Genomic DNA, 20,103 nt, shown 5'->3' on the forward strand with positions numbered 1-20,103 from the left:
AATTTAAAATTCAATATTTAAAACATTTTTTACAGTCTCCCTTTGAGGGAGCTAAATACCCAAGCATTTGCTAAGAACCCAACGCCAACAGCAGCAAATCCCCATCCGGAAACATCACTATATCTAAAAGCACCAAGACCTATTAAGAGTACACCCATTACTATCATTATAAAAGTAGCCCATCCTAAGACGGTATTCTTATTCATTCCCATAATTAAAGACTGTTTTTTAAAATGCAAATATCGTGAATTTAACTGCTAATTGAATATATTATACAGCATTTCTCGTAGCAAGTCTGAATTTGACATCGAACTAGCCCCTACTCCTTTGCTTTTTACATCGATATCCCGTAAGGAAGCCACAATTTGACTTACCTTTTTCATAGGGTAATTTTTAAGTGCCACATCGTATTCTTTTAGAAAAAAAGGATTGACTCCAATAACTGCTGCGACATTTTTCGGGTTTCTGTCTTTCAGCCCGTGGTATTTCAATAATTGGATAAAAAAACCAAAAACCAGACTAGTAGTTACGACCATTGGATTCTCTTTCGGATTGTTCGCAAAATTTGCTGCAATGGTATACGCTTTAAGTTGGTTCCTTTCTCCAATTGCTTTGCGAAGTTCAAATACATTAAAGTCTTTACTGAACCCAATATTTTCTTCGATATCTTTAGGAGTGATTATGCTTCCTTTAGGTAATATAATTTGCAACTTCTCCAACTCATTGTTTATTTTCCCCAAGTTTGTTCCCAAAAATTCCACAAGCATAGCATTGGCCTTGGGTTCAATCGTATATTTTTTACTAGCTAATATTCGTTTGATCCAATCTCCAACTTGGTTCTCATATAACTTTTTGCTTTCGTAAACCAAACCATTTTTCCCCAGTACCTTAGTTACTTTTTTACGTTTATCCAATGTTTTGTATTTGTAACAAATCACTAAAACGGTAGAAGGCATTGGATTATCTGCATAGTTTTCCAGTTTATCAATAGTACGACTCAAATCTTGTGCTTCTTTTACAATCACTACCTGACGTTCCGCCATCATTGGATAACGTTTGGCTGTAGAAATGATATCCTCAATAGAAACATCTCTACCGTACAAAACGGTTTGATTGAATCCTTTTTCCTCTTCAGACAAGACATTTTTTTCAATGTAGTCTGATACGATATCAATATAGTACGGTTCTTCACCCATCAAAAAATAAATCGGTTTGATGTCCCCGCTTTTTATATCATTCAGAATTTTTATAACCTCGTCCATTTTTTCAGTATTTAGTTACAGTATTCAGTCACAATGTTACAAATAACGATAACTTTAAACGGTAAACTTTAAACATTTTAATTATTTTTGCCTGATGCAGCAACTGGATTTTTCTTCTTATACTTTCCGCTTCAAAAATAGCGAAAATAAAGTGTCTATTTTTGACGAAATCAGGAAAAAATTTATCGTTCTCACACCAGAGGAATGGGTACGTCAGCATGTTGTTCGTTTTTTATTGGAAGAAAAAAAATATCCTAAATCTCTGATTAACGTAGAAAAAGTTCTTAAAGTCAACGGATTACGAAAAAGATATGACGTTGTAGTCTTTAACTCGGATGGCTCAATCTGTGTCTTAATCGAATGCAAAGCTCCCGAAATAAAAATTGCCCAAGCTACCTTTGACCAAATTGCCCGCTACAACATGACTATGAAAGCAGAATATTTGATGGTAACCAACGGAATGAATCATTACTTTTGCCAAATGGATTTCGAAAATGAGAAATACCAATTTCTGCTCGAACTCCCTGAATATACTATCTAAATAATCAAAATGAATATAGCAGTCGTTATCCTTAATTGGAATGGTGTCCAATTATTAGAGCAATTTTTACCTTCGATACTAGCGTTTTCCCCAGAAGCCACTATTTATGTCGCAGATAATGCTTCTACAGATGAGTCCATCTCTTTTGTACAAAGGCACTACCCTACTGTGAAAATTGTCAAAAACACCGATAATTTTGGTTTTGCACAGGGATATAATGAAGCACTGAAACACATTGATGCTGAAATATATGCTTTGGTTAATTCGGACATAGAAGTTACACAAAACTGGTTAGCACCTATAATAGATACTTTTAAAAATGAACCTCAAACTGCTATTGTACAACCTAAAATATTAGATTTTAAGAATAAAAAGTACTTTGAATATGCTGGAGCAGCAGGTGGTTTCATCGATAAATATGGGTATCCCTATTGTCGGGGACGTCTCTTTGAAACTATCGAAGAAGACGAAGGACAATATGATGATGAAAGAGAGATATTTTGGGCTTCAGGAGCTTGTTTTTTTATTCGAAGCTATGTCTACAAAGAACTACACGGATTTGACGATGATTTTTTTGCTCATCAGGAGGAGATCGACCTGTGTTGGCGAGCCATAAATAAGGGATATTCTATAAAATATAATTACAAATCGGTAGTGTATCACGTGGGCGGAGCCACCCTACAATTGGGAAATCCAAAGAAAACCTATTTGAATTTCAGAAATTCATTACTAATGTTAACCAAAAACGTTCCCAAAGAAAACTTGTTTGGTGTTTTATTTAGCCGAATGATTTTAGATGGAATTGCAGGAATGCAATTTATTTTTCAAGGAAAATTTTCTCATTTTTCAGCAATTCTTAAAGCTCATTATTCTTTTTATACTTTATTTTTAGTAACTTACAAGAAAAGAGGAGATTTTCAGATGAAGAAATACTATACCAGCAAAAGCATCGTTTACCAATACTATATAATTTCTGGCAAGGTCTTTGTGAGATGATTTTTAACATTAAATTGTATATTTTATTAACTTTATTAAAACTATTTTTGTAATTCACTAAACATTAAATTTATGAAAAAAATTGTAATTGCCTTATCCGTATTAGCCCTTTTAACGTCTTGTGTTTCTAAGAAGAAATACACCGATTTAGAGGCGAGAAACAAGGAGACTCAAGATTTATTAAATAGTTGTACTGTAAAATTAAATACTTGCTTAGAAGACAAAGCGGGTCTAACGGCTACAGTTGCTGGTTTAAAAGAACACAACCAAACGTTGATTAGTACTTCCAAAGATATGACTGTATTGACTACTAAAGGTGCAGAAAACATTGAAAAAGCTTTAGAGTCTATCAAAGAAAAAGATTTAAAAATTACGAGAATGCAAGATGCGTTAACTAAAAAAGACAGTGTTACACTTGCTTTGGTTACAAGTCTAAAAAGATCAGTAGGATTCAGTGATCCAGATATCGAAATTAATGTTGAAAAAGGAGTTGTATTTATTTCTATTGCCGATAAATTATTATTCAAAAGCGGTAGTTATAATGTAACTGATCAAGCAAAAGGAATTTTAGCGAAAGTTGCTAAAGTAGTAAATGACAAACCAGATTTCGAATGTATGGTTGAAGGTCATACTGACAATGTTCCTTACATAGGTAATAATATATTACTTGACAACTGGGATTTAAGTGTGAAACGTTCTACATCAATTATTCGTGTATTAACGAATGAATTAGGTGTTAACCCAGCACAATTAATTGCTGCAGGTAGAAGCTCTTACATTCCACTAGTAGCAAATGACACTGCTGAAAACAAAGCACGTAACAGAAGAACTCGTATCGTTGTTTTACCAAAAATTGATCAATTCTACGAAATGATCGAGAAAGAAATGAAAAACACAAAAAAATAGTTTTGAATTTCATAAGGTAGTTTGTAATTCAAAGTACAGAAAAAGAAAAACGTTCCGAAATATGGAACGTTTTTTTTATGCTTTTTTTTAAAGAAAAAGCAGGTCTTTCGACCTGCTTTTATGTATTCTCAATCTTTTTTTAATAACCAATTAAATATTAATTAAGAAGTACATGCTTTAATATCTTACAAAATGTTGTTTGCGAATATAAATATTATTATTATATAATCAAATATTTTGCCAAAATTAAATTGTACTATAAAATATCCAGACTTCCTTTTCCTTCACGCAGCACTATTGGCTCCTCACCTGATAGATCTATTATCGTAGAACCTACATTATCTCCATAACCACCGTCGATTACCATATCAACCAAATTCTGCCATTTTTCAAAAATAAGTTCAGGATCTGTGGTATATTCGATCACATCGTCTTCATCGTGAATAGATGTGGAAACGATAGGATTTCCTAATTGACGAACAATTTCCAAAGCGATGGAATTATCGGGTACACGTATTCCAACCGTTGTTTTCTTCTTAAATTCTTTAGGTAAATTATTATTGCCTGGTAAAATAAAAGTATATGGCCCAGGTAAAGCTCTTTTTAAAAGTTTAAAAGTAGCCGTATCTATTTGCCTTACATAATCAGAAATGTTGCTTAAGTCATGGCAAATGAATGAAAAATTAGCTTTGTCTAACTTAATCCCTTTTATCTTAGCAATTCGTTCTAATGCTTTTGTATTTGTGATATCGCACCCCAACCCATACACCGTATCAGTTGGATAAATAACTAAACCACCATCTTTTAAAACCTTTACTACTTTGGCTATAGCCGCTTCGTTTGGTTTGTCTGGGTATATTTTTATAAATTGAGCCATTTTTTTTTGTTTAAAGTTTTAAAATGTAAAGTCTAAAGTCTAAAGTTCGTTATATCAACAACTATAAACTTTAAAAAAAATTATCCGATTATATCCAATTTTGCAAAACGCAATAATAATTTTTTTATGCCACCGACATCAAATTTGATCTCAGCTTTTTTATCCGCGCCCACTCCATCTATATTTAACACTTCTCCTTTTCCAAAACGTTCGTGCATCACAATGTTTCCAGTAACTAATTTGTTGTCAAATAAATTAGATCCTCCCGACATGGATTTTCCCGCCACAGGCTTCAATTTACGAATATTTATTTCAGAGTTGGCTGTGTTTCCTTTGATTTGTTGCGGAGGTGTTCCATTAGCCGGTTTAGCCAAACGCAATTTGGATTTATCCACATCACCAAAAATATCGCTGTCAATCATCGGTTTGTAACGATAATTATTTTCTGCAGGCGTTAGGTATTCTAAATATTGCCCGTCTATTTCTTCAATAAAACGAGAGGGTTCACTATCTGTCAATTTACCCCAGCGGTATCGCGATTGCGCATAGGTTAAATAGGCTTGATGTTCTGCACGTGTCAGCGCCACATAGAACAAGCGTCGTTCTTCCTCCAGTTCACTTCTGGTGCTCATACTCATGGCACTTGGAAACAGGTCTTCTTCCATTCCCACAACAAAAACATGAGGAAATTCAAGCCCTTTAGCCAAATGTATTGTCATCAATGCCACACGGTCTTCGTCACTGGTATCTTTGTCGAGATCTGTCGCCAAAGCCACATCTTCCATGAATTCAGCTAAGGCGCCACGAGCACCATCAATTTCTTTCTGTCCTTCGGTAAAGTCTTTGATTCCGTTTAATAATTCTTCTATATTCTGAACTTTAGCCATTCCTTCAGGAGTAGCATCTTTCTTTAATTCCTGAACCAATCCTGTTTTTTTAGAAACATGATCCGTCAGATAAAAAGCATCTTGATTTTCATTTATCACCTGAAAACTTTGAATCATGGTAACAAAATCCAATAGTTTTTGTTTAGTTCCCGAATTCAGTTTCAAGTCAATTTTGTCAATATTTTGCATCACCTCAAAGATGGATCTTTTATAATGATTAGCAGCAACCATCAATTTTTCGATCGTAGTATTTCCTATCCCTCGTGCTGGATAATTAATCACGCGCATTAATGCTTCTTCATCCTTTGGATTGATTACCAATCGCAAATAACACAATACATCTTTTATTTCTTTTCTTTGGTAAAAAGACAAACCACCATAAATTCGATACGGAATATCTCTTTTTCTCAATGCGTCTTCCATCGCGCGGGATTGTGCATTGGTGCGGTATAAGATTGCAAAATCGCCATTATTCATTTGATTTTGCATCTTTTGCTCGAAAATTGTTCCAGCAACAAAACGACCTTCTTCGGCATCGGTCATACTGCGGTGCACTTTTATTTTAGGTCCAAAATCATTAGCCGTCCAAACAATTTTATCCAGTTTGGTTTTATTTTTATCAATAATTGTATTTGCTGCTTCCACAATATTTTTTGTCGAACGGTAATTTTGTTCTAAACGAAAGGTTTTTACTCCTTCATAATCCTTCTGGAAGTTCAAGATGTTATTGATATTGGCACCACGAAACGCATAAATACTTTGCGCATCATCACCTACCACGCATATATTTTGAAACTTATCTGATAATGCTCTAACAATCAAATATTGGGAATGATTTGTATCCTGGTACTCATCTACCAGAATATAACGGAAACGGTTTTGGTACTTCGCCAAAACTTCCGGAAAACGAGTCAACAATTCATTCGTTTTTAATAATAAATCATCAAAATCCATCGCTCCAGACTTGAAACATTTCTCTACATAATTTTGATACAATTCCCCCATACGAGGTTTTTTAGACATTGCGTCCGCTTCTTGTAAATCACGATCATTGAAATACGCTTTTACGGTAATCAAACTATTTTTAAAGTTAGAAATTCTCCCTAAAACCTGTTTGGGTTTGTAAACATCTCGATCCAATTGCATTTCTTTGATAATTCCAGAAATAGCACGAAGTGAATCCTGGGAATCATATATCGTAAAATTAGAAGGATATCCTAACAGATGCGCTTCCGATCGTAGAATTCTGGCAAATACAGAGTGAAACGTTCCCATCCAAAGATTCTTTGCTTCACTGGACCCTACAATGTCAGAAATACGCTTTTTCATTTCGCGTGCTGCCTTATTGGTAAAAGTCAGCGACAAAATATTAAATGCATCCACTCCTTGATGCATCAAATAAGCAATACGTATCGTCAAAACACGGGTTTTACCTGAACCGGCACCAGCGATAATAATCATAGGGCCGTCTTTTTGCAATACGGGTTCGCGTTGTGCTTCGTTAAGTTGGGAAATGTATTTTTGCATGGAAATTATCTATTTATGCAAAAATAAGAATTTAAGAATTAAAAAACGGATTTCATTTCTTTTGATTAAGACTTCAAAAATCCAAACGATGCACTTAAAGTTTATCGTGGCTTATTTGAAAAACACATCGTAAGCAAACCGAATTAGTGTCCCAACAACAACAACCAAAAAGAATATTCGGATGAAGCCATTTCCTTTTGTAATCGCCAGTTTCGCCCCTAGCCATCCACCTAAAGCATTACTGGCAGCCATTGGTAAGGCAATTGCCCAAATTATCTTCCCTTTTAACATAAACAAACAAATAGATCCAAAATTAGTCGCGAGATTGACCATTTTAGCATTCGCAGAAGCGTGAAGAAAATCAAAACCCATCAAAGCAATGAAGGCTACTACAAAAAAACTTCCTGTGCCTGGGCCAATAAAACCGTCATAAAACCCAACGATAAAACTAATCACGATAGCATTTAATATTTGAGTTCGCTCCGATAGATTTTTAGCAACATGCTGTCCAAAATTTTTCTTAGCGTAGGTATAAATAGCTAATAATGAAAGAATAAACAGTAAAAGCGGTTTCATAAAATCATTACTCATGTAAGTCAATAACATAGAACCTGCAAAAGCTGAGGGCATCGCAACACCAACCATAATCAATAATAAACGCCAATTCATCGTGACCTTTTTTAGGTATTGGTATGCTGCAAATGAAGTTCCACTAAAAGCGGGTATTTTTAAGGTTCCAATAACGGTGGAAACTGGTAAATTAGGTAGTAATATCAAACCTGCAGGAGTCTGAATTAAACCTCCTCCACCAACAATCGCATCAATAAATCCAGCAGCAAAAGCAGCAACGCAAAGTAAAACAATAATGTATGTTTCCATTTATATTTCTAATTCAGCAAGCGAAAAATTTAGCTATATTTTTTTCGCAAAAATAGTACTCGCCATTGTAAATTGCACTATAAATAAGGAGAAATTAAATCAAAAAGTATATTTTTGCTTGACAAAATTTAAATCAACATGAATTCTATAAATATCATCGAAATATTAGCTTACACTATTCCATCATTAATTACTGGCGCTGTTGCCTACTATTTATTTAATGCGCATTTTAAAGACCAACAAAACACTAGACGTTGGTTGTTACAAAAAGACAATCAACAAGCAATACTACCAATTCGGTTACAGGCTTACGAACGTATGACTTTGTTAATGGAGCGCATTAATCCCTCTCAATTGATGGTGAGAATTACACCTGTTTCACAAGATAAAGATGAATATCGCAATTTTGTTATAGCACAAATTGAACAAGAGTTTGAACATAATTTAGCGCAACAAATCTATATTTCAGCCAAATGCTGGTCTATTATTGTTACCGCAAAAAATGCAACCATCCAAATGATCCGTTTAGCCGCTAAAAATGAAAAAGTAATGAATGCTGATGGTTTACGAGAAGCAGTTATTAGTGATTTATTGGAAAAGCCATCTCCAAGTAGTGCTGCATTGGCATTTATTAAGAATGAGGTTGGGGAATTATGGTAGTTTTTAGAACCTTTATAGTTATTCAAATAAAGTCATTAAAGTTAGGCTTTTAAAAGAAACTACAATTCTTTTAAAAGCCTATTCAACTGGAATTGTTCTTTTTCATCGAGTTGAGGCAGTATTCTTTCAAACGAAAGTACCATTTCCTTATCTTTTAATAATTTTCTAATATTGTCTCTTCCAAATTTAGAAAACTGCCACATGTGATGCGTGGTCGCATTGACCAAATTCTTTAAAACAGCATCATTAATCAATTGAAAACCGATTAGTTTTTCCAAAGCTTTTTGACGTGTGATTGCCTCGTAATTGGGTGATGAATAATTGATTAATTCTGCGATCAAAGCTGTTTTGTTTGCCTCATATCCTGGAGTGGAAAGTGCTTGCGACAGCCATAATGTTCTTAGATTATAATCATTAAAACCAATCCAGTCTTTTGATAATTCCAAGTAAACAAAACGTTCTTCGGGAAAATTATTCCATAAATAAAATAAAGCTATTTCCTGCGTTTGATATGATTTATCGTTCAATAAACGTTCATATTGCTTTCTGAAATCTTCGGGGATTATTGAATTTGTAGTGGCGACAGCCTGACGAACTTGCACATCGTTAGTCGCCAAAGCCAGCTCCAATAGCTGGTTTTTAGCTTCAAAATTTTCGTTTTTCAGCTGATTCACAACTGCTTCTTTCACCGTATAATATACGTGTGACTGAAGAATATCAGCCATAAATACTGCTTTTTCTGATAATGGCTTTTTCTTAATTTTATCCAATTCAAGTAATAACTGAGTAGTTTTGTTTTTATTTAATAAATCATTGGCTTTCTCTGTACTAAATACAGTAGATTCAAGCCATACTTTACTAAACTTATTGGTATCAAAATTAGAAACTTTATTTACTTCATCAAAGAAATCTTGCGTTTTTACAGTTTGGAATGAATATTTCTCTAAGTAATTACGTACTGCTTTTTTGAATGCTTTATCACCTATTGCTTCATGTAAAACGAATAGTGCCCAAGCTCCTTTTTGATAAAAACTTAAGGAACTTGCTTTTTCATTTAGAATCGGAATTGTATCTGTTCTGGACGCATATTTGATTTGTTGTGCTGTTTCATATAATTTGGAATAGAAATAATCATCCCCGTAGATTTCTCGTTCTGCAAGTGAGGCATAGTAAGTCGCAAAGCCTTCCTGTAGCCAATGGTGTTTACCGCTTTCGGCCGTGATTAAATCACCGAACCACTGATGCGCCAATTCGTGTGCATTAACATTGGTATAATTGCGGTCTTCGAAGCCAGTAGAATCGACTACATAGCGACTAGAAAATAAGGTAGCCGAAGTGTTTTCCATTCCAGCATAGAGAAAATCACGCACCGGAATTTGCTTATACACTTTCCATGGATACTTCACTCCTATTTCTTTCTCCAGAAAATCAAACATTCGAACGGAATATCGGTAGGTCGGTTCATACCTGTCTGCATCCATATGCTCCAGGTACAATTCTAATTCAGTTCCATATTTTGTTTTCTCCGTATGCTTATCAAATTTGCCAATGGCAAGCATCAGCAGATAAGAACTCATGGGCTTTTCCATCTTATATTGCCATAAAGTCATATTGTGGCTGGTCGTTTTATTGGTCAGCATTCCGTTTGAAATAGCCTGATATTCCTGATTATAAGCGAGGTTAATATTAAAAATCATTTTTTCATTAACATCATCAAAACTCGGAAACCAATTGCTGGTATATCTTCCTTGTCCCTGCGTCCAGATTTGCAAATCATCTGCAGATTCAGAACCAACAAAATACAAAGCCTGTTTTGGTATCGCTTTATATATAAAACTGATTTCATTTTTGCCTTTTTTGAACGGAAAAATGATTTGCAGTTGCTTAGTTGTATTTATAAAAGAGACCACTTTATCATTCAGTTTCACATCGATAAAACTCATGTTTTGTGCATCAATTTTTATGGTGTCAATTGGCTTTAGCACCTCCAAACTATAATGTACCGCACCTGCAACAGATTTGTCTTTTGCAGCTAAAGTTAATTGACCCGAAACCGATTTGAAATCAACAAATTTAGTTTGTTGGGCGAAAGCTAACGAAGAGAGTAAAAGAAACAGGTATTTCATTCGATAAAATTTAATAAGTAAAAGCCAAAGTTACAAAGGATTCAAGGAACAAACAGAAGTATTTTTGTAAGTTTACGGATAGAAATTCACACTATAAAAACCTTGAAAAAGAAAGCCCTATTTAATTGGAGTAGCGGAAAAGACTCTGCTCTAGCCCTTTATAAAGTATTACGCGATCCTGAATTTGAAATCAGTTGTTTGCTTACCAGCGTAAATCAAGAATTTCAGCGTATTTCCATGCATGGTGTTCGTGTAGAATTATTGGAACAACAGGCCAAAAGCATCGGACTACCTCTGGAGATCATGCAAATCCCCGAAATGCCAACAATGGAAGTGTATGAAATTGTTGTACAAAGAACTTTGGAAAAACTAAAAAATAAAGGGCTAACTCACTCTATTTTTGGTGATATTTTCCTCGAAGACCTACGTAAATATCGAGAAGAAAAACTTGCTATTATGGGATTTGAAGGCGTTTTTCCACTTTGGAAAGTACCAACGGATGACTTAATACAGGAATTCATTGAACTGGGCTTTAAAACCATTGTCGTTTGTGTCAACGAGCGATTTCTAGACAAAAGCTTTGTAGGAAGGATAATTGATCAGGATTTTATTAACGATTTGCCTGAAAATGTAGATGTTTGTGGTGAAAATGGCGAGTTTCATACCTTCACTTTTGACGGTCCTATTTTCTCAAAGCCGATTGATTTTGAAATTGGAGAAATCGTGTATCGCAAATATGAAAAACCAAAAGAAGATTCGTCTAATACCGCTTGTGATACAAATGCAACTGATGCTTTTGATTATGGATTTTGGTATTGTGATCTACTGCAGAGGTCGCGTTTATAATAAAAAACTCAGAAGTAACTCCTTTTTTTGCAAAAATTATTTAATCGTAAATAGGCTGATGTGATCAATCTTAGAGTCCTTGAAAAAGGAAACATAAAAATGAAGTTATTTTTAGACTTTCCATTTTGAAAAGCTTATTTCTTGAAGATGCATTTCTACATAATTTTTAAAATTATTCAAAATGGCTTGCCATCCTTCTCTCTGTAATTCAATCGGATTTTCATTTTCAGCTTCAAAAAGTTGGACCACCTTGGTTTTATACTCTTCTTTAGTAAAAAAAATTTTTACTTTTCTTCCATCATCTGTAACATAGGAAATTTGTTCATTTGCTTGAACTTCCTCATATTTTCCTCTAAAATCAAAACCGGCGCTCCCGTTTTTGGCTTCCATCTTATAGCAGAAAATCCCGTCCATTCGTAAATCATTATCTGCCAAAGTAGTATGCCAATCCTGAGAAGCTGCATTCCATAGCATAATATTTTTAGGTGTAGTCCAATTCTTCCACACCGTTTCAACTGGGGCGTCAATTATAACTTCGACCGAAATAACTATTTTCTCATTTGATTCCATAATGTTATCGTTTAAATTTCACATCTTCCTTTCATGTAAGTTGAGATAAGTACCTACTCGTGAGATCATGTTTAATTTTAATTAATTCTCTAAAATAATATAACAACCTGTTTTAAAGAGTATTAAAAAATATATTATCAACTATTTAAGTATAAATTTAAAACAAAAACTTCAAATAAATTGCGAATATTATCATAAGAAATAGAGTGGTAATGAACTTTATTTTGAAGAATTGCCAGTATAAAAAAACTCCGAAATCACTAGATTCCGGAGTTTTAGTTTAATCAGTCAGTTTTAAATTTACTGTTTTGCATCTGAATTTATTAGTCTAAGCTTGGTAAAGTAAAAACCATCCCGATTATATTTTAATTCATTTCTTGATACATCTTTAGCAAATTTGTGACTGTATTCCAGTTTCTGATGGTCGCCGTCAGGTTTAATTTTTTCTCGATATATTTCTGATCTAGCCTTGTTTTCCCTGCTCCTACAGCGTATTTAATAAAAATCCGATTGCCGTCTAGATGGGCTTCGTCAGGCTTAAATTGACTGATTTTTAAATCATTGATATTTTCAGAACGAAGCTCTTTAGAAACAAAAGCGACATATAATTTCTTCGTGTCTGCTTCTTTCTCTTTTAAAAACGGATTGTTGGTAAAACAAGCTTGGAGATCTGCTGTATTAAGAATGATTACTGGTACATCACCGCCAAAGACTTTAAAAATTTCCTGCTTGATAATAAAACCTACTTTAGCGGCACTTTCTTCTTCTGTGGTTACAAAAACATTCCCTGATTGAATATACGTTTGCACTTTTGTAAAACCAATGTTTTCCAAAGTGGTTTTTAATGCGTCCATTTTTATCATATTGTGACCAGAAACATTAATGCCACGAAAAAGTGCGAGATGGGTTATCATTTTATATCTTTTTTATTGAATCTTCCAAAGGTATTGTGTTTATAATGAATTACCCAATTTCTTATTTCATAAATAAAGTATAAGCCTTGTTGAGGAGAGAAGTAGCTAATGAAAAAATATTTGTTGATTTAAAAGAAGTTTGTGCAATCAAACTAATGGTTCCTGCATTGTTCTATATTGAAATAGATTTTGCAGTACAATATTTAAAAAATAAAAAAGTCTATTTAAATAATGGAATGATTAATACCAAGGGAAATTTGTATTATTTTTGCTTTATAGAAATAAAAAAGAGACTGTCAATTGGGGGAAGACAGCCTCTAATTTTAAAAAAAAAACTAATTAAATTTTTGCAAATATGTTAGTATAAAATTTCTTACCTGTCACTGGATTTTCTCTTATTGAGATTCCAAAATGAGTAAAATTACCAACTATATTTTTTTTGTGTCCAGGGCTATTCAACCAGGCATTTAACGCTGCTTGAGGAGTATTATAATTATAAGCGATATTCTCACCTACTGTTTTAGCTCCCAGTGTTTTTATAATATTTTCAGAACGGTCTACAAAACCATCATGATTAACAACATTATTACTAATCATATAATTATCATGAACTTCTGATTTAACAGAAATATAATTAATTTTTTCTAATGAATTTAGTCCAACACTTACTCTATAATCATTTATCAATTTCATTGCTTCTAATTCACTTGGACTATAAGTATAACTTGCATCAACTAATATTTTTGCTTCTACAGTAGATGCTTCTGAAGCATCAGATGAACAGGAATTTAATGTAAAAATAACTGCTAAAAGAAGTACTGGGTAAAGTAGTTTTGTTTTCATAATTTAGTAGTTTAAGTTTAAAGTAGATTGTGGGGCAAACTTCTTCAATGTTGTTTTACTATATGTTCTAATTCTTTTCAAACATACATACAATTCCGTTAAAACTACATAAATAATCGACAAACTACATCATTTTGTTAATAACGTAATAATTGGATTACTTTAAGTGAATTTAAATTTTAAAAATATCTAAAAAATTAAAGCCATTAGATTGCAATATTCACATGTTTATTATAAAATAATTTTATATTCTAAATGGATTAAACTTACAAATTTGTAGAAAAAAAATTAAAGTATTCAAGTTAATTTACAAATAGAAGAGTACCATACTAAACAGGTCAAATTATAATTCTAAAAATCATCCTTATCGTTTTTAAATTGACAATTTATAAGACGGTACAAAAAGTTTTAGATACCTACTAAAAAGAGATCAATTCTGTCCAAAAAAGATATATGAAATTTAAATTAGGAATTAGTGTTTTTACTGAGCTTATTGTGCAGTATTTTCAGATATGGATAAGTAAAACATATATAAAAATCGCGCTGAGTTGATGACGTAATGAAGATAAGTGACAAGTGGTGCTTAGTACTACTAATCATCAGACATAATTTAGTAGAGACACTATTTTTTTTATAAAAAACAAATCGAAATATTTAGTAAGTTAAAAAGGACGTTACTTATTTTTCGGATATTTAAATAGCCTGTAATCTAGCGCAAGAACGGCATAATATCATTGAAATGAAAAGGTTTATGGTTTCGTCAAAATTAATTAAAGAAAAAGTAAATCAAGTTCAATTAAAGTACTTCAATATAATTTCTAGATTGATTGTAAATCATTATCAAACAATCTTAAACTATTTTTATTATGGTTTCATAAATACTTCTGTTGAATCCTTAAATGTGAAGATAAAAATTTTTATGTCTAAATTTAGAGGAGTTAGAAAGATTAAATTTTTCCTTTTTATTTTACCTTTAATTATCACTATTCCGCGAGTTTTCAACTTGGTTCATTAAGAATGTAGAAATAGCTGTGGAGTTTAATTTAAAAACATATAATTCTAAATTAGTCTAAAAACAAAAAAAGAAGCTGTCATTTGGGGAAAGACAACCTCTTTTTTTAAAAAAAATAAACGAATTATATTCTTGTAAATATGTTGGTATAATATTTCTTACCTGTTACAGCGTTTTCTCTTATTGAAATTCCAATATGAGTGAAATTACCAACTATATTCTCTTTATGACCGGGGCTATTCAACCAAGCAGTCATTGCAGCTTGAGGTGTATTATAATTATAAGCTATATTTTCACTTACTGTTTTAGCTCCTAGTGTTTTTATAATGTTTTCAGAGCGGTCTACAAACCCATCATGATTAACAACATTATTACTAATCATATAATTATCATGATCCTCTGATTTAACAGAAATGTAATTGATCTTTACTAATGCATTAAGACCAAGGCTTACTCTGTAATCATTTATCAGTTGTATCGTTTCTAACTCATTAAGACTATAAGTATAATTTACATCAACATTTATCTTTGCTTCTACTTTAGATATTTCTGAAGTATTAGACGAACAGGAATTCAAAGAGAATATAGCTGCTGTTAACAGTACTGCTAGAAATAAATTTTTCTTCATAAATTTAGTAGTTTAAGTTTAAAGTAGATTGTGGGGCAAACTTCTTTAATATGGTATTTAGTACGTTTTTTATTTTTTCAAACATACATCTATTTGCGACAAACAACAAAAATAGTTGATAAAATACACTTTTTTATTTGTATTGTATTATTTCACTTACCTTAATAATGAATGAAACAAGAAGTAAATGAATTCTAATAGATAACGGAAAGTAGTATTCTTTCACTTAATCTTAAAAGAATACGTTAATTATTCGTGGTGAATTTCAATATGAAGAAAGAGCTATCATCGTATCCAATATAAATCAGCTTTATTTGTGAAATACTTGATGGAGTTTAGAGTTGATTATTTCTCAAATGAATGCGTACTGATTCTAGGATAATAAATATTGAAATAAAGGTGGTCTTAAAAAAAATATAGCACTATACCTTCCTAAAGTAAAAATTTAGAGGCTGAAAACAGGGAATAGACAACCTCTAATTTTAAAAAAGAAAAGAATTAAATTCTCGCAAAAATATTGGTGTAGTATTTTCTACCAGTAGCAGAATTCATTCTAATTGACATCCCAAAGTTAGTATAAGCCCCTTCAATAGCTGCTTTGTGTGAAGGACTTGCTAACCAAGCATCAAAAGCTGCTTGTACTGTACTGGAATTATAGGCAACATTTTCGGAAGTTGATTTAGCTCCTAAGGTTTTCATTATGTCTTGGGAACGCGCTGTAAAATTATCATGACTGAGTATGTTTGTCGTTATCATATAATTATTGTGTTCTTCTGCCTTTGTGGAAATATAATTGGTTTTTATTAACGCATTTAAGCCAATACTTACTCTGTATGCATTTATTAAATCCATAAGTTGAATTTCAGAAGCACTATAAGAATAACTATATGGGTCAGTTTTTGGCGTCGGCGTTGGAGTTGGAGTTGGCGTCGGCGTCGGAGTCGGCGTCGGTGTTGGAGTCGGTGTTGGTGTTGGAGTTGGCGTTGGCGTTGGAGTCGGTGTTGGTGTTGGTGTTGGTGTTGGAGTCGGAGTTGGCGTCGGTGTTGGAGTCGGTGTTGGAGTCGGTGTTGGAGTCGGTGTTGGAGCTACTATTTCAACAGGTAAAATAGGTTCTTCATAAGGATCTGTAGTACAAGAATTCATAGTACATATTACTGAGGCAAGTAATAATGTGGCAAGTGATTTAAATTTCATAAAATTTTGTAGTAGTTTGATTACCAAATAGTTCGTGTCTAAAATTATTTGGAAAAAATTGTTTTTAATATCTTTTATTAGAATCCAAAACTACTTTTTTCATCCATAAACTACTAACTAAAATCAATAATTTACAAAAGTTTAACTGCAGTTTATGTGTTTTTCTTACTTTAAGAATGAGCGTTTTATTTTTGGAGCAGGGAGCTGTTATAAATTTCGAATAAACAAAAAATTAAATCTCGTTTAGATCACATAAAACATACGAAATTTGTAAATCCTTTAAATAGCAGCTTCTTGATTAGCTGTTTTGAACTTATTCTTACAAAAGAAATAATTGGAGTATATTATTTCTGTCGATTATGCCTTTTACTCATTAGTTTATAAACCAATTAATTGAAAACACTTTTGTTATGTTTTATTTGTGGAAATTAATTATCAAACTATAAATATTCATGTGTTTGTTGAATGTGATGTATACGTAGCTTTTGAATCTCTTTAATTTGCTCCTTTTTCATTTACTTTATCTTATTCTAGGAGATCACAATATCAAATTACTAATTTGATTTAAAATAAAAGGCTGCATCAAATTGATGCAGCCTTTAGAATTATAAAAATACTAAATTATATTTTAGCAAAAATATTGGTGTAATATTTTCTGCCAGTAGATGAATTCACTCTTATTGACATACCAAAGTTAGTAAAAGCTCCTTCAATATTAGCTTTATGCCCTGGACTAGCCATCCATGCATCAAAAGCAGCTTGTGCTGTACTAGAATTATAGGCAACATTCTCACCTACTGATCTAGCTCCCAAAGTTTTCATTATATCTTGAGAACGCACTGCAAAATTATCATGACTAAGTATATTAGTAGATAACATGTAGTTATTGTGTTCTTCAGCCTTTATAGATATGTAATTAGTTTTTACTAATGAATTCAAACCCTTACTTACTCTATAAGCATTTATTAAATCCATAAGTTGAATTTCAACACTACTATACGAGTAATTATGTAAATCAGTAGTTGGTGTCGGAACAGGTGTTTTTGTACGTATTCGTTTTTCTAATGCTAAAGATTCAGCTGATGTTCCAGGAGTTTCATAAGAGTCTGTGGAACAAGAATTCAAAGTACATATCACGGTTGTAAGTAATAATGCAAAAAATAATTTTGTTTTTATCAAAATTTTTAGTAGTTTGATTATAAATTAGTTAGATATACTAAAAAATTTATAAATGTTTAATATCTTGTTTTTTTTTAGATTTCAAAACTACTTTTTTTGCTGATAAACCATGTTATAAAATGGACAAATGACAATAAATTAACATCAGACAATATCATTTTCTTACATATCAAGGAGAAAGTCTTTCAATTTTCCAAGAAAAATCTTCTACGCTTTTATACCGGATTCTGTCATGCAGACGATTGGGTCTTCCCTGCCAAAATTCAACTTCAACAGGAACAACTAAAAAGCCACCCCAATGTTTTGGCCTTGGAATTACCATACTTTCATATTCTACCTCTAATTGTTTTAAATTTTCCTCGATATAAGCACGAGAAGGAACGACTTCACTTTGATTAGAAACTATCGCTCCCAACTTACTTCCTTCAGGTCTTGAATCAAAATAATTATCAGAAATGACCTCAGAGGTTCTATGAGCAATTCCCTTTATGATTACTTGACGCTCCATACTATGCCAAAAAAAAGAAAGACATATATTAGGATTGGCCTCAATAGCCTTTCCTTTCTCTGAATTATAATTGGTATAGAATATAAATCCTTCTTCTGTGAATCTTTTCAACAGCACCACTCTGGATTTTGGAAACCCATCCAAACCAATTGTTGCCACAGTCATTGCGTTTACTTCTTCAGTTCCTCCAAAATCCTCTGTTTCGTGAAACCATCGATTGAAAAGATTAATTGGATCTTCCGGAATGTTAGATTCTAATAACTCGCTCTTTTCATATGACTTTCTATAATTACTTAAATCTTGCATTTCTTATTATTTTAAGATTATCCTATTTAATATATTATCTATTTTTAAAAAACTAAAAACAAGACTGTTTATTAATATTTTCTAAAAACTAATGACTTCGATTAAAAATCAAAACTTCGTCCATCGTCAGCTAAAAGCACTTTAGAAAAAATAGTCTCCGCTTCCTCTTTAAAAAGACTGATATTCTCATAACGCGTCGAATAATGCCCCAAAACCAATTGTTTCACATTTGCTTTCAAAGCGATTGTAGCCGCTTCTCTTGCCGTGGAATGCATTGTCTTTCCCGCCAGCGTTTCTTCTGATTGTAAAAAAGTTGACTCGTGATATAATACATCTACGCCGTTTATTATTGGAATAATAGCCTCATTATAGGCTGTATCAGAACAAAAAGCATAACTCTTTGGGGGCGTTGGATCAAATGTCAATTGTGCATTTTTAATTAGCCTTCCATCGTCTAAGGTGATATCTTTGCCGTTTTTAATATTTTGAAAATAACATTTGTCAATTTCATAATTCTGAACGGCATCTGTATTCAGTTTCCTTTTATCCATTTTTTCCTCGAATAAAAAACCATTGGTATAAATGCGGTGTTTCAACGGTATTGTTTTTACGATTACTTTATCATCTTCAAAAACAATTTGACTTTCATTTGATTCTAATTCATGAAAATGCAAACCATAATTAGTCCATGAATTGGCTAATCGCAATTGTAATTTTATAATTTCTTTAATCCCTTTTGGACCATAAATATGTAAATCGGTATTTCGATTGAGTAATGTAAACGTCGACACTAAACCTATCAATCCAAAAAAGTGATCTCCATGCAAATGCGAAATAAAGATATGGTTGATTTTAGAAAATCTTATTTTGTTTTTACGCAACTGTACTTGAGTACCTTCTCCACAATCGATTAGAAATAGTCTATTCTTGATTTCTAATATTTGCGAAGTGGGATTGGTAAAAGTGCGGGGAGTTGCTGCATAACAGCCTAGTATTGTTAGTTTCAAAATTATGCTTTTCGATTAAAGACATTAAGATAAATTATCCATTAAGAATTAAATATTTTTAAAAACCCAAATCTCTTTCAATTTCTTCCATTTCGATAATATCCTGCGCTTCCAGTAGAGAAGGAACAACAGTTAATTTATCAGGAACTGCATTATAATCCAACTCAGAAATAACAATTATAAAAGATTTTTTTGCTTTTTTATGTTGCTTAGACAAAGGCAAAAATAATTTGACGTCATCTACAGTCAAGTCTTTATGATGCAAAAGGTCTATTATAATATTATGTTTTTCGAAGGTTTTATATTGATGTGTTACTTTCATCAAAAAAGAAGTGAAATCCCCTTGAGTGTCTTTGATTGTAATTGTGTGTCCTTTTTGATCTACTTTCATTATACCGCGTTTTCAGAATTACTATCTATCTAAGTTACTACCTT

The 20,103-nt window shown here is 32.4% G+C and carries 21 protein-coding genes; 6 read left to right on the forward strand and 15 right to left on the reverse strand.

The window, feature by feature from the left end:
* Positions 1 to 29: 29 nt before the first annotated feature.
* Positions 30 to 212 carry a CAL67264 family membrane protein gene (locus tag AC4PRO_RS14085; protein ID WP_074723610.1) on the reverse strand — a complete coding sequence of 61 codons (183 nt, stop codon included), beginning with the start codon at positions 210 to 212 and terminating at the stop codon, positions 30 to 32.
* A gap of 45 nt (positions 213 to 257) precedes the next feature.
* On the reverse strand, positions 258 to 1,262 hold the full coding sequence (gene holA / locus AC4PRO_RS14090; RefSeq protein ID WP_074723611.1) for a DNA polymerase III subunit delta: 1,005 nt from the start codon (positions 1,260 to 1,262) through the stop codon (positions 258 to 260).
* A 94-nt stretch (positions 1,263 to 1,356) separates the two neighbouring features.
* Here holA and AC4PRO_RS14095 point away from each other — a divergent pair, with 94 nt between their 5' ends.
* The 3 genes from AC4PRO_RS14095 to AC4PRO_RS14105 all read left to right on the forward strand — a co-directional run bounded on the left by AC4PRO_RS14095 (position 1,357) and on the right by AC4PRO_RS14105 (position 3,705).
* Positions 1,357 to 1,803 carry a type I restriction enzyme HsdR N-terminal domain-containing protein gene (locus AC4PRO_RS14095; protein ID WP_492117776.1) on the forward strand — a complete coding sequence of 149 codons (447 nt, stop codon included), beginning with the start codon at positions 1,357 to 1,359 and terminating at the stop codon, positions 1,801 to 1,803.
* A gap of 9 nt (positions 1,804 to 1,812) precedes the next feature.
* On the forward strand, positions 1,813 to 2,799 hold the full coding sequence (locus AC4PRO_RS14100) for a glycosyltransferase family 2 protein (protein WP_492117777.1): 987 nt from the start codon (positions 1,813 to 1,815) through the stop codon (positions 2,797 to 2,799).
* 72 nt (positions 2,800 to 2,871) lie between these two features.
* On the forward strand, positions 2,872 to 3,705 hold the full coding sequence (locus tag AC4PRO_RS14105; RefSeq protein ID WP_074723614.1) for an OmpA/MotB family protein: 834 nt from the start codon (positions 2,872 to 2,874) through the stop codon (positions 3,703 to 3,705).
* 256 nt (positions 3,706 to 3,961) lie between these two features.
* Here AC4PRO_RS14105 and AC4PRO_RS14110 read toward each other — a convergent pair whose 3' ends face one another.
* The 3 genes from AC4PRO_RS14110 to AC4PRO_RS14120 form a co-directional block, all read right to left on the reverse strand.
* Positions 3,962 to 4,582: an L-threonylcarbamoyladenylate synthase gene (locus AC4PRO_RS14110; RefSeq protein WP_074723615.1), complete on the reverse strand. Its 621-nt coding sequence runs from the start codon at positions 4,580 to 4,582 to the stop codon at positions 3,962 to 3,964.
* Positions 4,583 to 4,662: 80 nt separating this feature from the next.
* The gene (locus AC4PRO_RS14115) at positions 4,663 to 6,996 is read right to left on the reverse strand and encodes an ATP-dependent helicase (RefSeq protein WP_074723616.1); all 2,334 of its coding nucleotides are present in this window, start codon (positions 6,994 to 6,996) and stop codon (positions 4,663 to 4,665) included.
* Between the two features lie 111 nt (positions 6,997 to 7,107).
* Positions 7,108 to 7,875, reverse strand: coding sequence for a sulfite exporter TauE/SafE family protein (locus AC4PRO_RS14120; RefSeq protein WP_074723617.1), 768 nt, complete (start codon positions 7,873 to 7,875; stop codon positions 7,108 to 7,110).
* 138 nt (positions 7,876 to 8,013) lie between these two features.
* Here AC4PRO_RS14120 and AC4PRO_RS14125 point away from each other — a divergent pair, with 138 nt between their 5' ends.
* Positions 8,014 to 8,535 carry a DUF7935 family protein gene (locus AC4PRO_RS14125; RefSeq protein ID WP_492117778.1) on the forward strand — a complete coding sequence of 174 codons (522 nt, stop codon included), beginning with the start codon at positions 8,014 to 8,016 and terminating at the stop codon, positions 8,533 to 8,535.
* Positions 8,536 to 8,594: 59 nt separating this feature from the next.
* Here AC4PRO_RS14125 and AC4PRO_RS14130 read toward each other — a convergent pair whose 3' ends face one another.
* Positions 8,595 to 10,661 (reverse strand): M1 family metallopeptidase, encoded by a 2,067-nt coding sequence (locus AC4PRO_RS14130; protein WP_492117779.1) that lies wholly within the window; start codon positions 10,659 to 10,661, stop codon positions 8,595 to 8,597.
* Between the two features lie 102 nt (positions 10,662 to 10,763).
* On the opposite strand from AC4PRO_RS14130, the gene AC4PRO_RS14135 reads away from it, so the two are divergent.
* Positions 10,764 to 11,507, forward strand: coding sequence for a Dph6-related ATP pyrophosphatase (locus AC4PRO_RS14135; protein WP_492117780.1), 744 nt, complete (start codon positions 10,764 to 10,766; stop codon positions 11,505 to 11,507).
* 111 nt (positions 11,508 to 11,618) lie between these two features.
* Here AC4PRO_RS14135 and AC4PRO_RS14140 read toward each other — a convergent pair whose 3' ends face one another.
* The 3 genes from AC4PRO_RS14140 to AC4PRO_RS14150 form a co-directional block, all read right to left on the reverse strand.
* A complete protein-coding gene (locus AC4PRO_RS14140) occupies positions 11,619 to 12,077 on the reverse strand; it encodes an SRPBCC domain-containing protein (RefSeq protein ID WP_492117781.1) in 459 nt (152 codons plus the stop codon).
* 365 nt (positions 12,078 to 12,442) lie between these two features.
* Positions 12,443 to 12,991 (reverse strand): DUF1697 domain-containing protein, encoded by a 549-nt coding sequence (locus AC4PRO_RS14145; protein WP_492117782.1) that lies wholly within the window; start codon positions 12,989 to 12,991, stop codon positions 12,443 to 12,445.
* Between the two features lie 339 nt (positions 12,992 to 13,330).
* On the reverse strand, positions 13,331 to 13,834 hold the full coding sequence (locus AC4PRO_RS14150) for a CAP domain-containing protein (RefSeq protein WP_492117783.1): 504 nt from the start codon (positions 13,832 to 13,834) through the stop codon (positions 13,331 to 13,333).
* 751 nt (positions 13,835 to 14,585) lie between these two features.
* Between AC4PRO_RS14150 and AC4PRO_RS14155 the strand changes: the two genes are divergently transcribed.
* Positions 14,586 to 14,849 carry a transposase gene (locus tag AC4PRO_RS14155; protein WP_492117808.1) on the forward strand — a complete coding sequence of 88 codons (264 nt, stop codon included), beginning with the start codon at positions 14,586 to 14,588 and terminating at the stop codon, positions 14,847 to 14,849.
* Between the two features lie 121 nt (positions 14,850 to 14,970).
* On the opposite strand, the gene AC4PRO_RS14160 is transcribed toward AC4PRO_RS14155, so the two are convergent.
* From AC4PRO_RS14160 to AC4PRO_RS14185, 6 genes are all read right to left on the reverse strand, one after another.
* Positions 14,971 to 15,474: a CAP domain-containing protein gene (locus AC4PRO_RS14160; RefSeq protein WP_492117784.1), complete on the reverse strand. Its 504-nt coding sequence runs from the start codon at positions 15,472 to 15,474 to the stop codon at positions 14,971 to 14,973.
* 498 nt (positions 15,475 to 15,972) lie between these two features.
* Positions 15,973 to 16,668 carry a CAP domain-containing protein gene (locus AC4PRO_RS14165; protein WP_492117785.1) on the reverse strand — a complete coding sequence of 232 codons (696 nt, stop codon included), beginning with the start codon at positions 16,666 to 16,668 and terminating at the stop codon, positions 15,973 to 15,975.
* A 621-nt stretch (positions 16,669 to 17,289) separates the two neighbouring features.
* The gene (locus tag AC4PRO_RS14170; protein WP_492117786.1) at positions 17,290 to 17,847 is read right to left on the reverse strand and encodes a CAP domain-containing protein; all 558 of its coding nucleotides are present in this window, start codon (positions 17,845 to 17,847) and stop codon (positions 17,290 to 17,292) included.
* A 169-nt stretch (positions 17,848 to 18,016) separates the two neighbouring features.
* Positions 18,017 to 18,661 (reverse strand): pyridoxamine 5'-phosphate oxidase, encoded by a 645-nt coding sequence (gene pdxH / locus AC4PRO_RS14175; protein ID WP_074723628.1) that lies wholly within the window; start codon positions 18,659 to 18,661, stop codon positions 18,017 to 18,019.
* Positions 18,662 to 18,762: 101 nt separating this feature from the next.
* Complete coding sequence (locus AC4PRO_RS14180; RefSeq protein WP_492117787.1) at positions 18,763 to 19,668, reverse strand: ribonuclease Z; 906 nt, start codon at positions 19,666 to 19,668, stop codon at positions 18,763 to 18,765.
* 58 nt (positions 19,669 to 19,726) lie between these two features.
* Positions 19,727 to 20,059, reverse strand: coding sequence for a ribonuclease Z (locus AC4PRO_RS14185; protein ID WP_074723630.1), 333 nt, complete (start codon positions 20,057 to 20,059; stop codon positions 19,727 to 19,729).
* Between the last annotated feature and the right edge of the window lie 44 nt (positions 20,060 to 20,103).

Source organism: Flavobacterium sp. DW-iso2 (assembly GCF_058725285.1).

Coding starts and splice junctions, on each gene's coding strand:
- AC4PRO_RS14085 (WP_074723610.1), bottom strand. CDS start 212: ATGGGAATGAATAAGAATACCGTCTTAGGATGGGCTACTTTTATAATG.
- holA (WP_074723611.1), bottom strand. CDS start 1,262: ATGGACGAGGTTATAAAAATTCTGAATGATATAAAAAGCGGGGACATC.
- AC4PRO_RS14095 (WP_492117776.1), top strand. CDS start 1,357: ATGCAGCAACTGGATTTTTCTTCTTATACTTTCCGCTTCAAAAATAGC.
- AC4PRO_RS14100 (WP_492117777.1), top strand. CDS start 1,813: ATGAATATAGCAGTCGTTATCCTTAATTGGAATGGTGTCCAATTATTA.
- AC4PRO_RS14105 (WP_074723614.1), top strand. CDS start 2,872: ATGAAAAAAATTGTAATTGCCTTATCCGTATTAGCCCTTTTAACGTCT.
- AC4PRO_RS14110 (WP_074723615.1), bottom strand. CDS start 4,582: ATGGCTCAATTTATAAAAATATACCCAGACAAACCAAACGAAGCGGCT.
- AC4PRO_RS14115 (WP_074723616.1), bottom strand. CDS start 6,996: ATGCAAAAATACATTTCCCAACTTAACGAAGCACAACGCGAACCCGTA.
- AC4PRO_RS14120 (WP_074723617.1), bottom strand. CDS start 7,875: ATGGAAACATACATTATTGTTTTACTTTGCGTTGCTGCTTTTGCTGCT.
- AC4PRO_RS14125 (WP_492117778.1), top strand. CDS start 8,014: ATGAATTCTATAAATATCATCGAAATATTAGCTTACACTATTCCATCA.
- AC4PRO_RS14130 (WP_492117779.1), bottom strand. CDS start 10,661: ATGAAATACCTGTTTCTTTTACTCTCTTCGTTAGCTTTCGCCCAACAA.
- AC4PRO_RS14140 (WP_492117781.1), bottom strand. CDS start 12,077: ATGGAATCAAATGAGAAAATAGTTATTTCGGTCGAAGTTATAATTGAC.
- AC4PRO_RS14145 (WP_492117782.1), bottom strand. CDS start 12,991: ATGATAACCCATCTCGCACTTTTTCGTGGCATTAATGTTTCTGGTCAC.
- AC4PRO_RS14150 (WP_492117783.1), bottom strand. CDS start 13,834: ATGAAAACAAAACTACTTTACCCAGTACTTCTTTTAGCAGTTATTTTT.
- AC4PRO_RS14155 (WP_492117808.1), top strand. CDS start 14,586: ATGGTTTCGTCAAAATTAATTAAAGAAAAAGTAAATCAAGTTCAATTA.
- AC4PRO_RS14160 (WP_492117784.1), bottom strand. CDS start 15,474: ATGAAGAAAAATTTATTTCTAGCAGTACTGTTAACAGCAGCTATATTC.
- AC4PRO_RS14165 (WP_492117785.1), bottom strand. CDS start 16,668: ATGAAATTTAAATCACTTGCCACATTATTACTTGCCTCAGTAATATGT.
- pdxH (WP_074723628.1), bottom strand. CDS start 18,661: ATGCAAGATTTAAGTAATTATAGAAAGTCATATGAAAAGAGCGAGTTA.
- AC4PRO_RS14185 (WP_074723630.1), bottom strand. CDS start 20,059: ATGAAAGTAGATCAAAAAGGACACACAATTACAATCAAAGACACTCAA.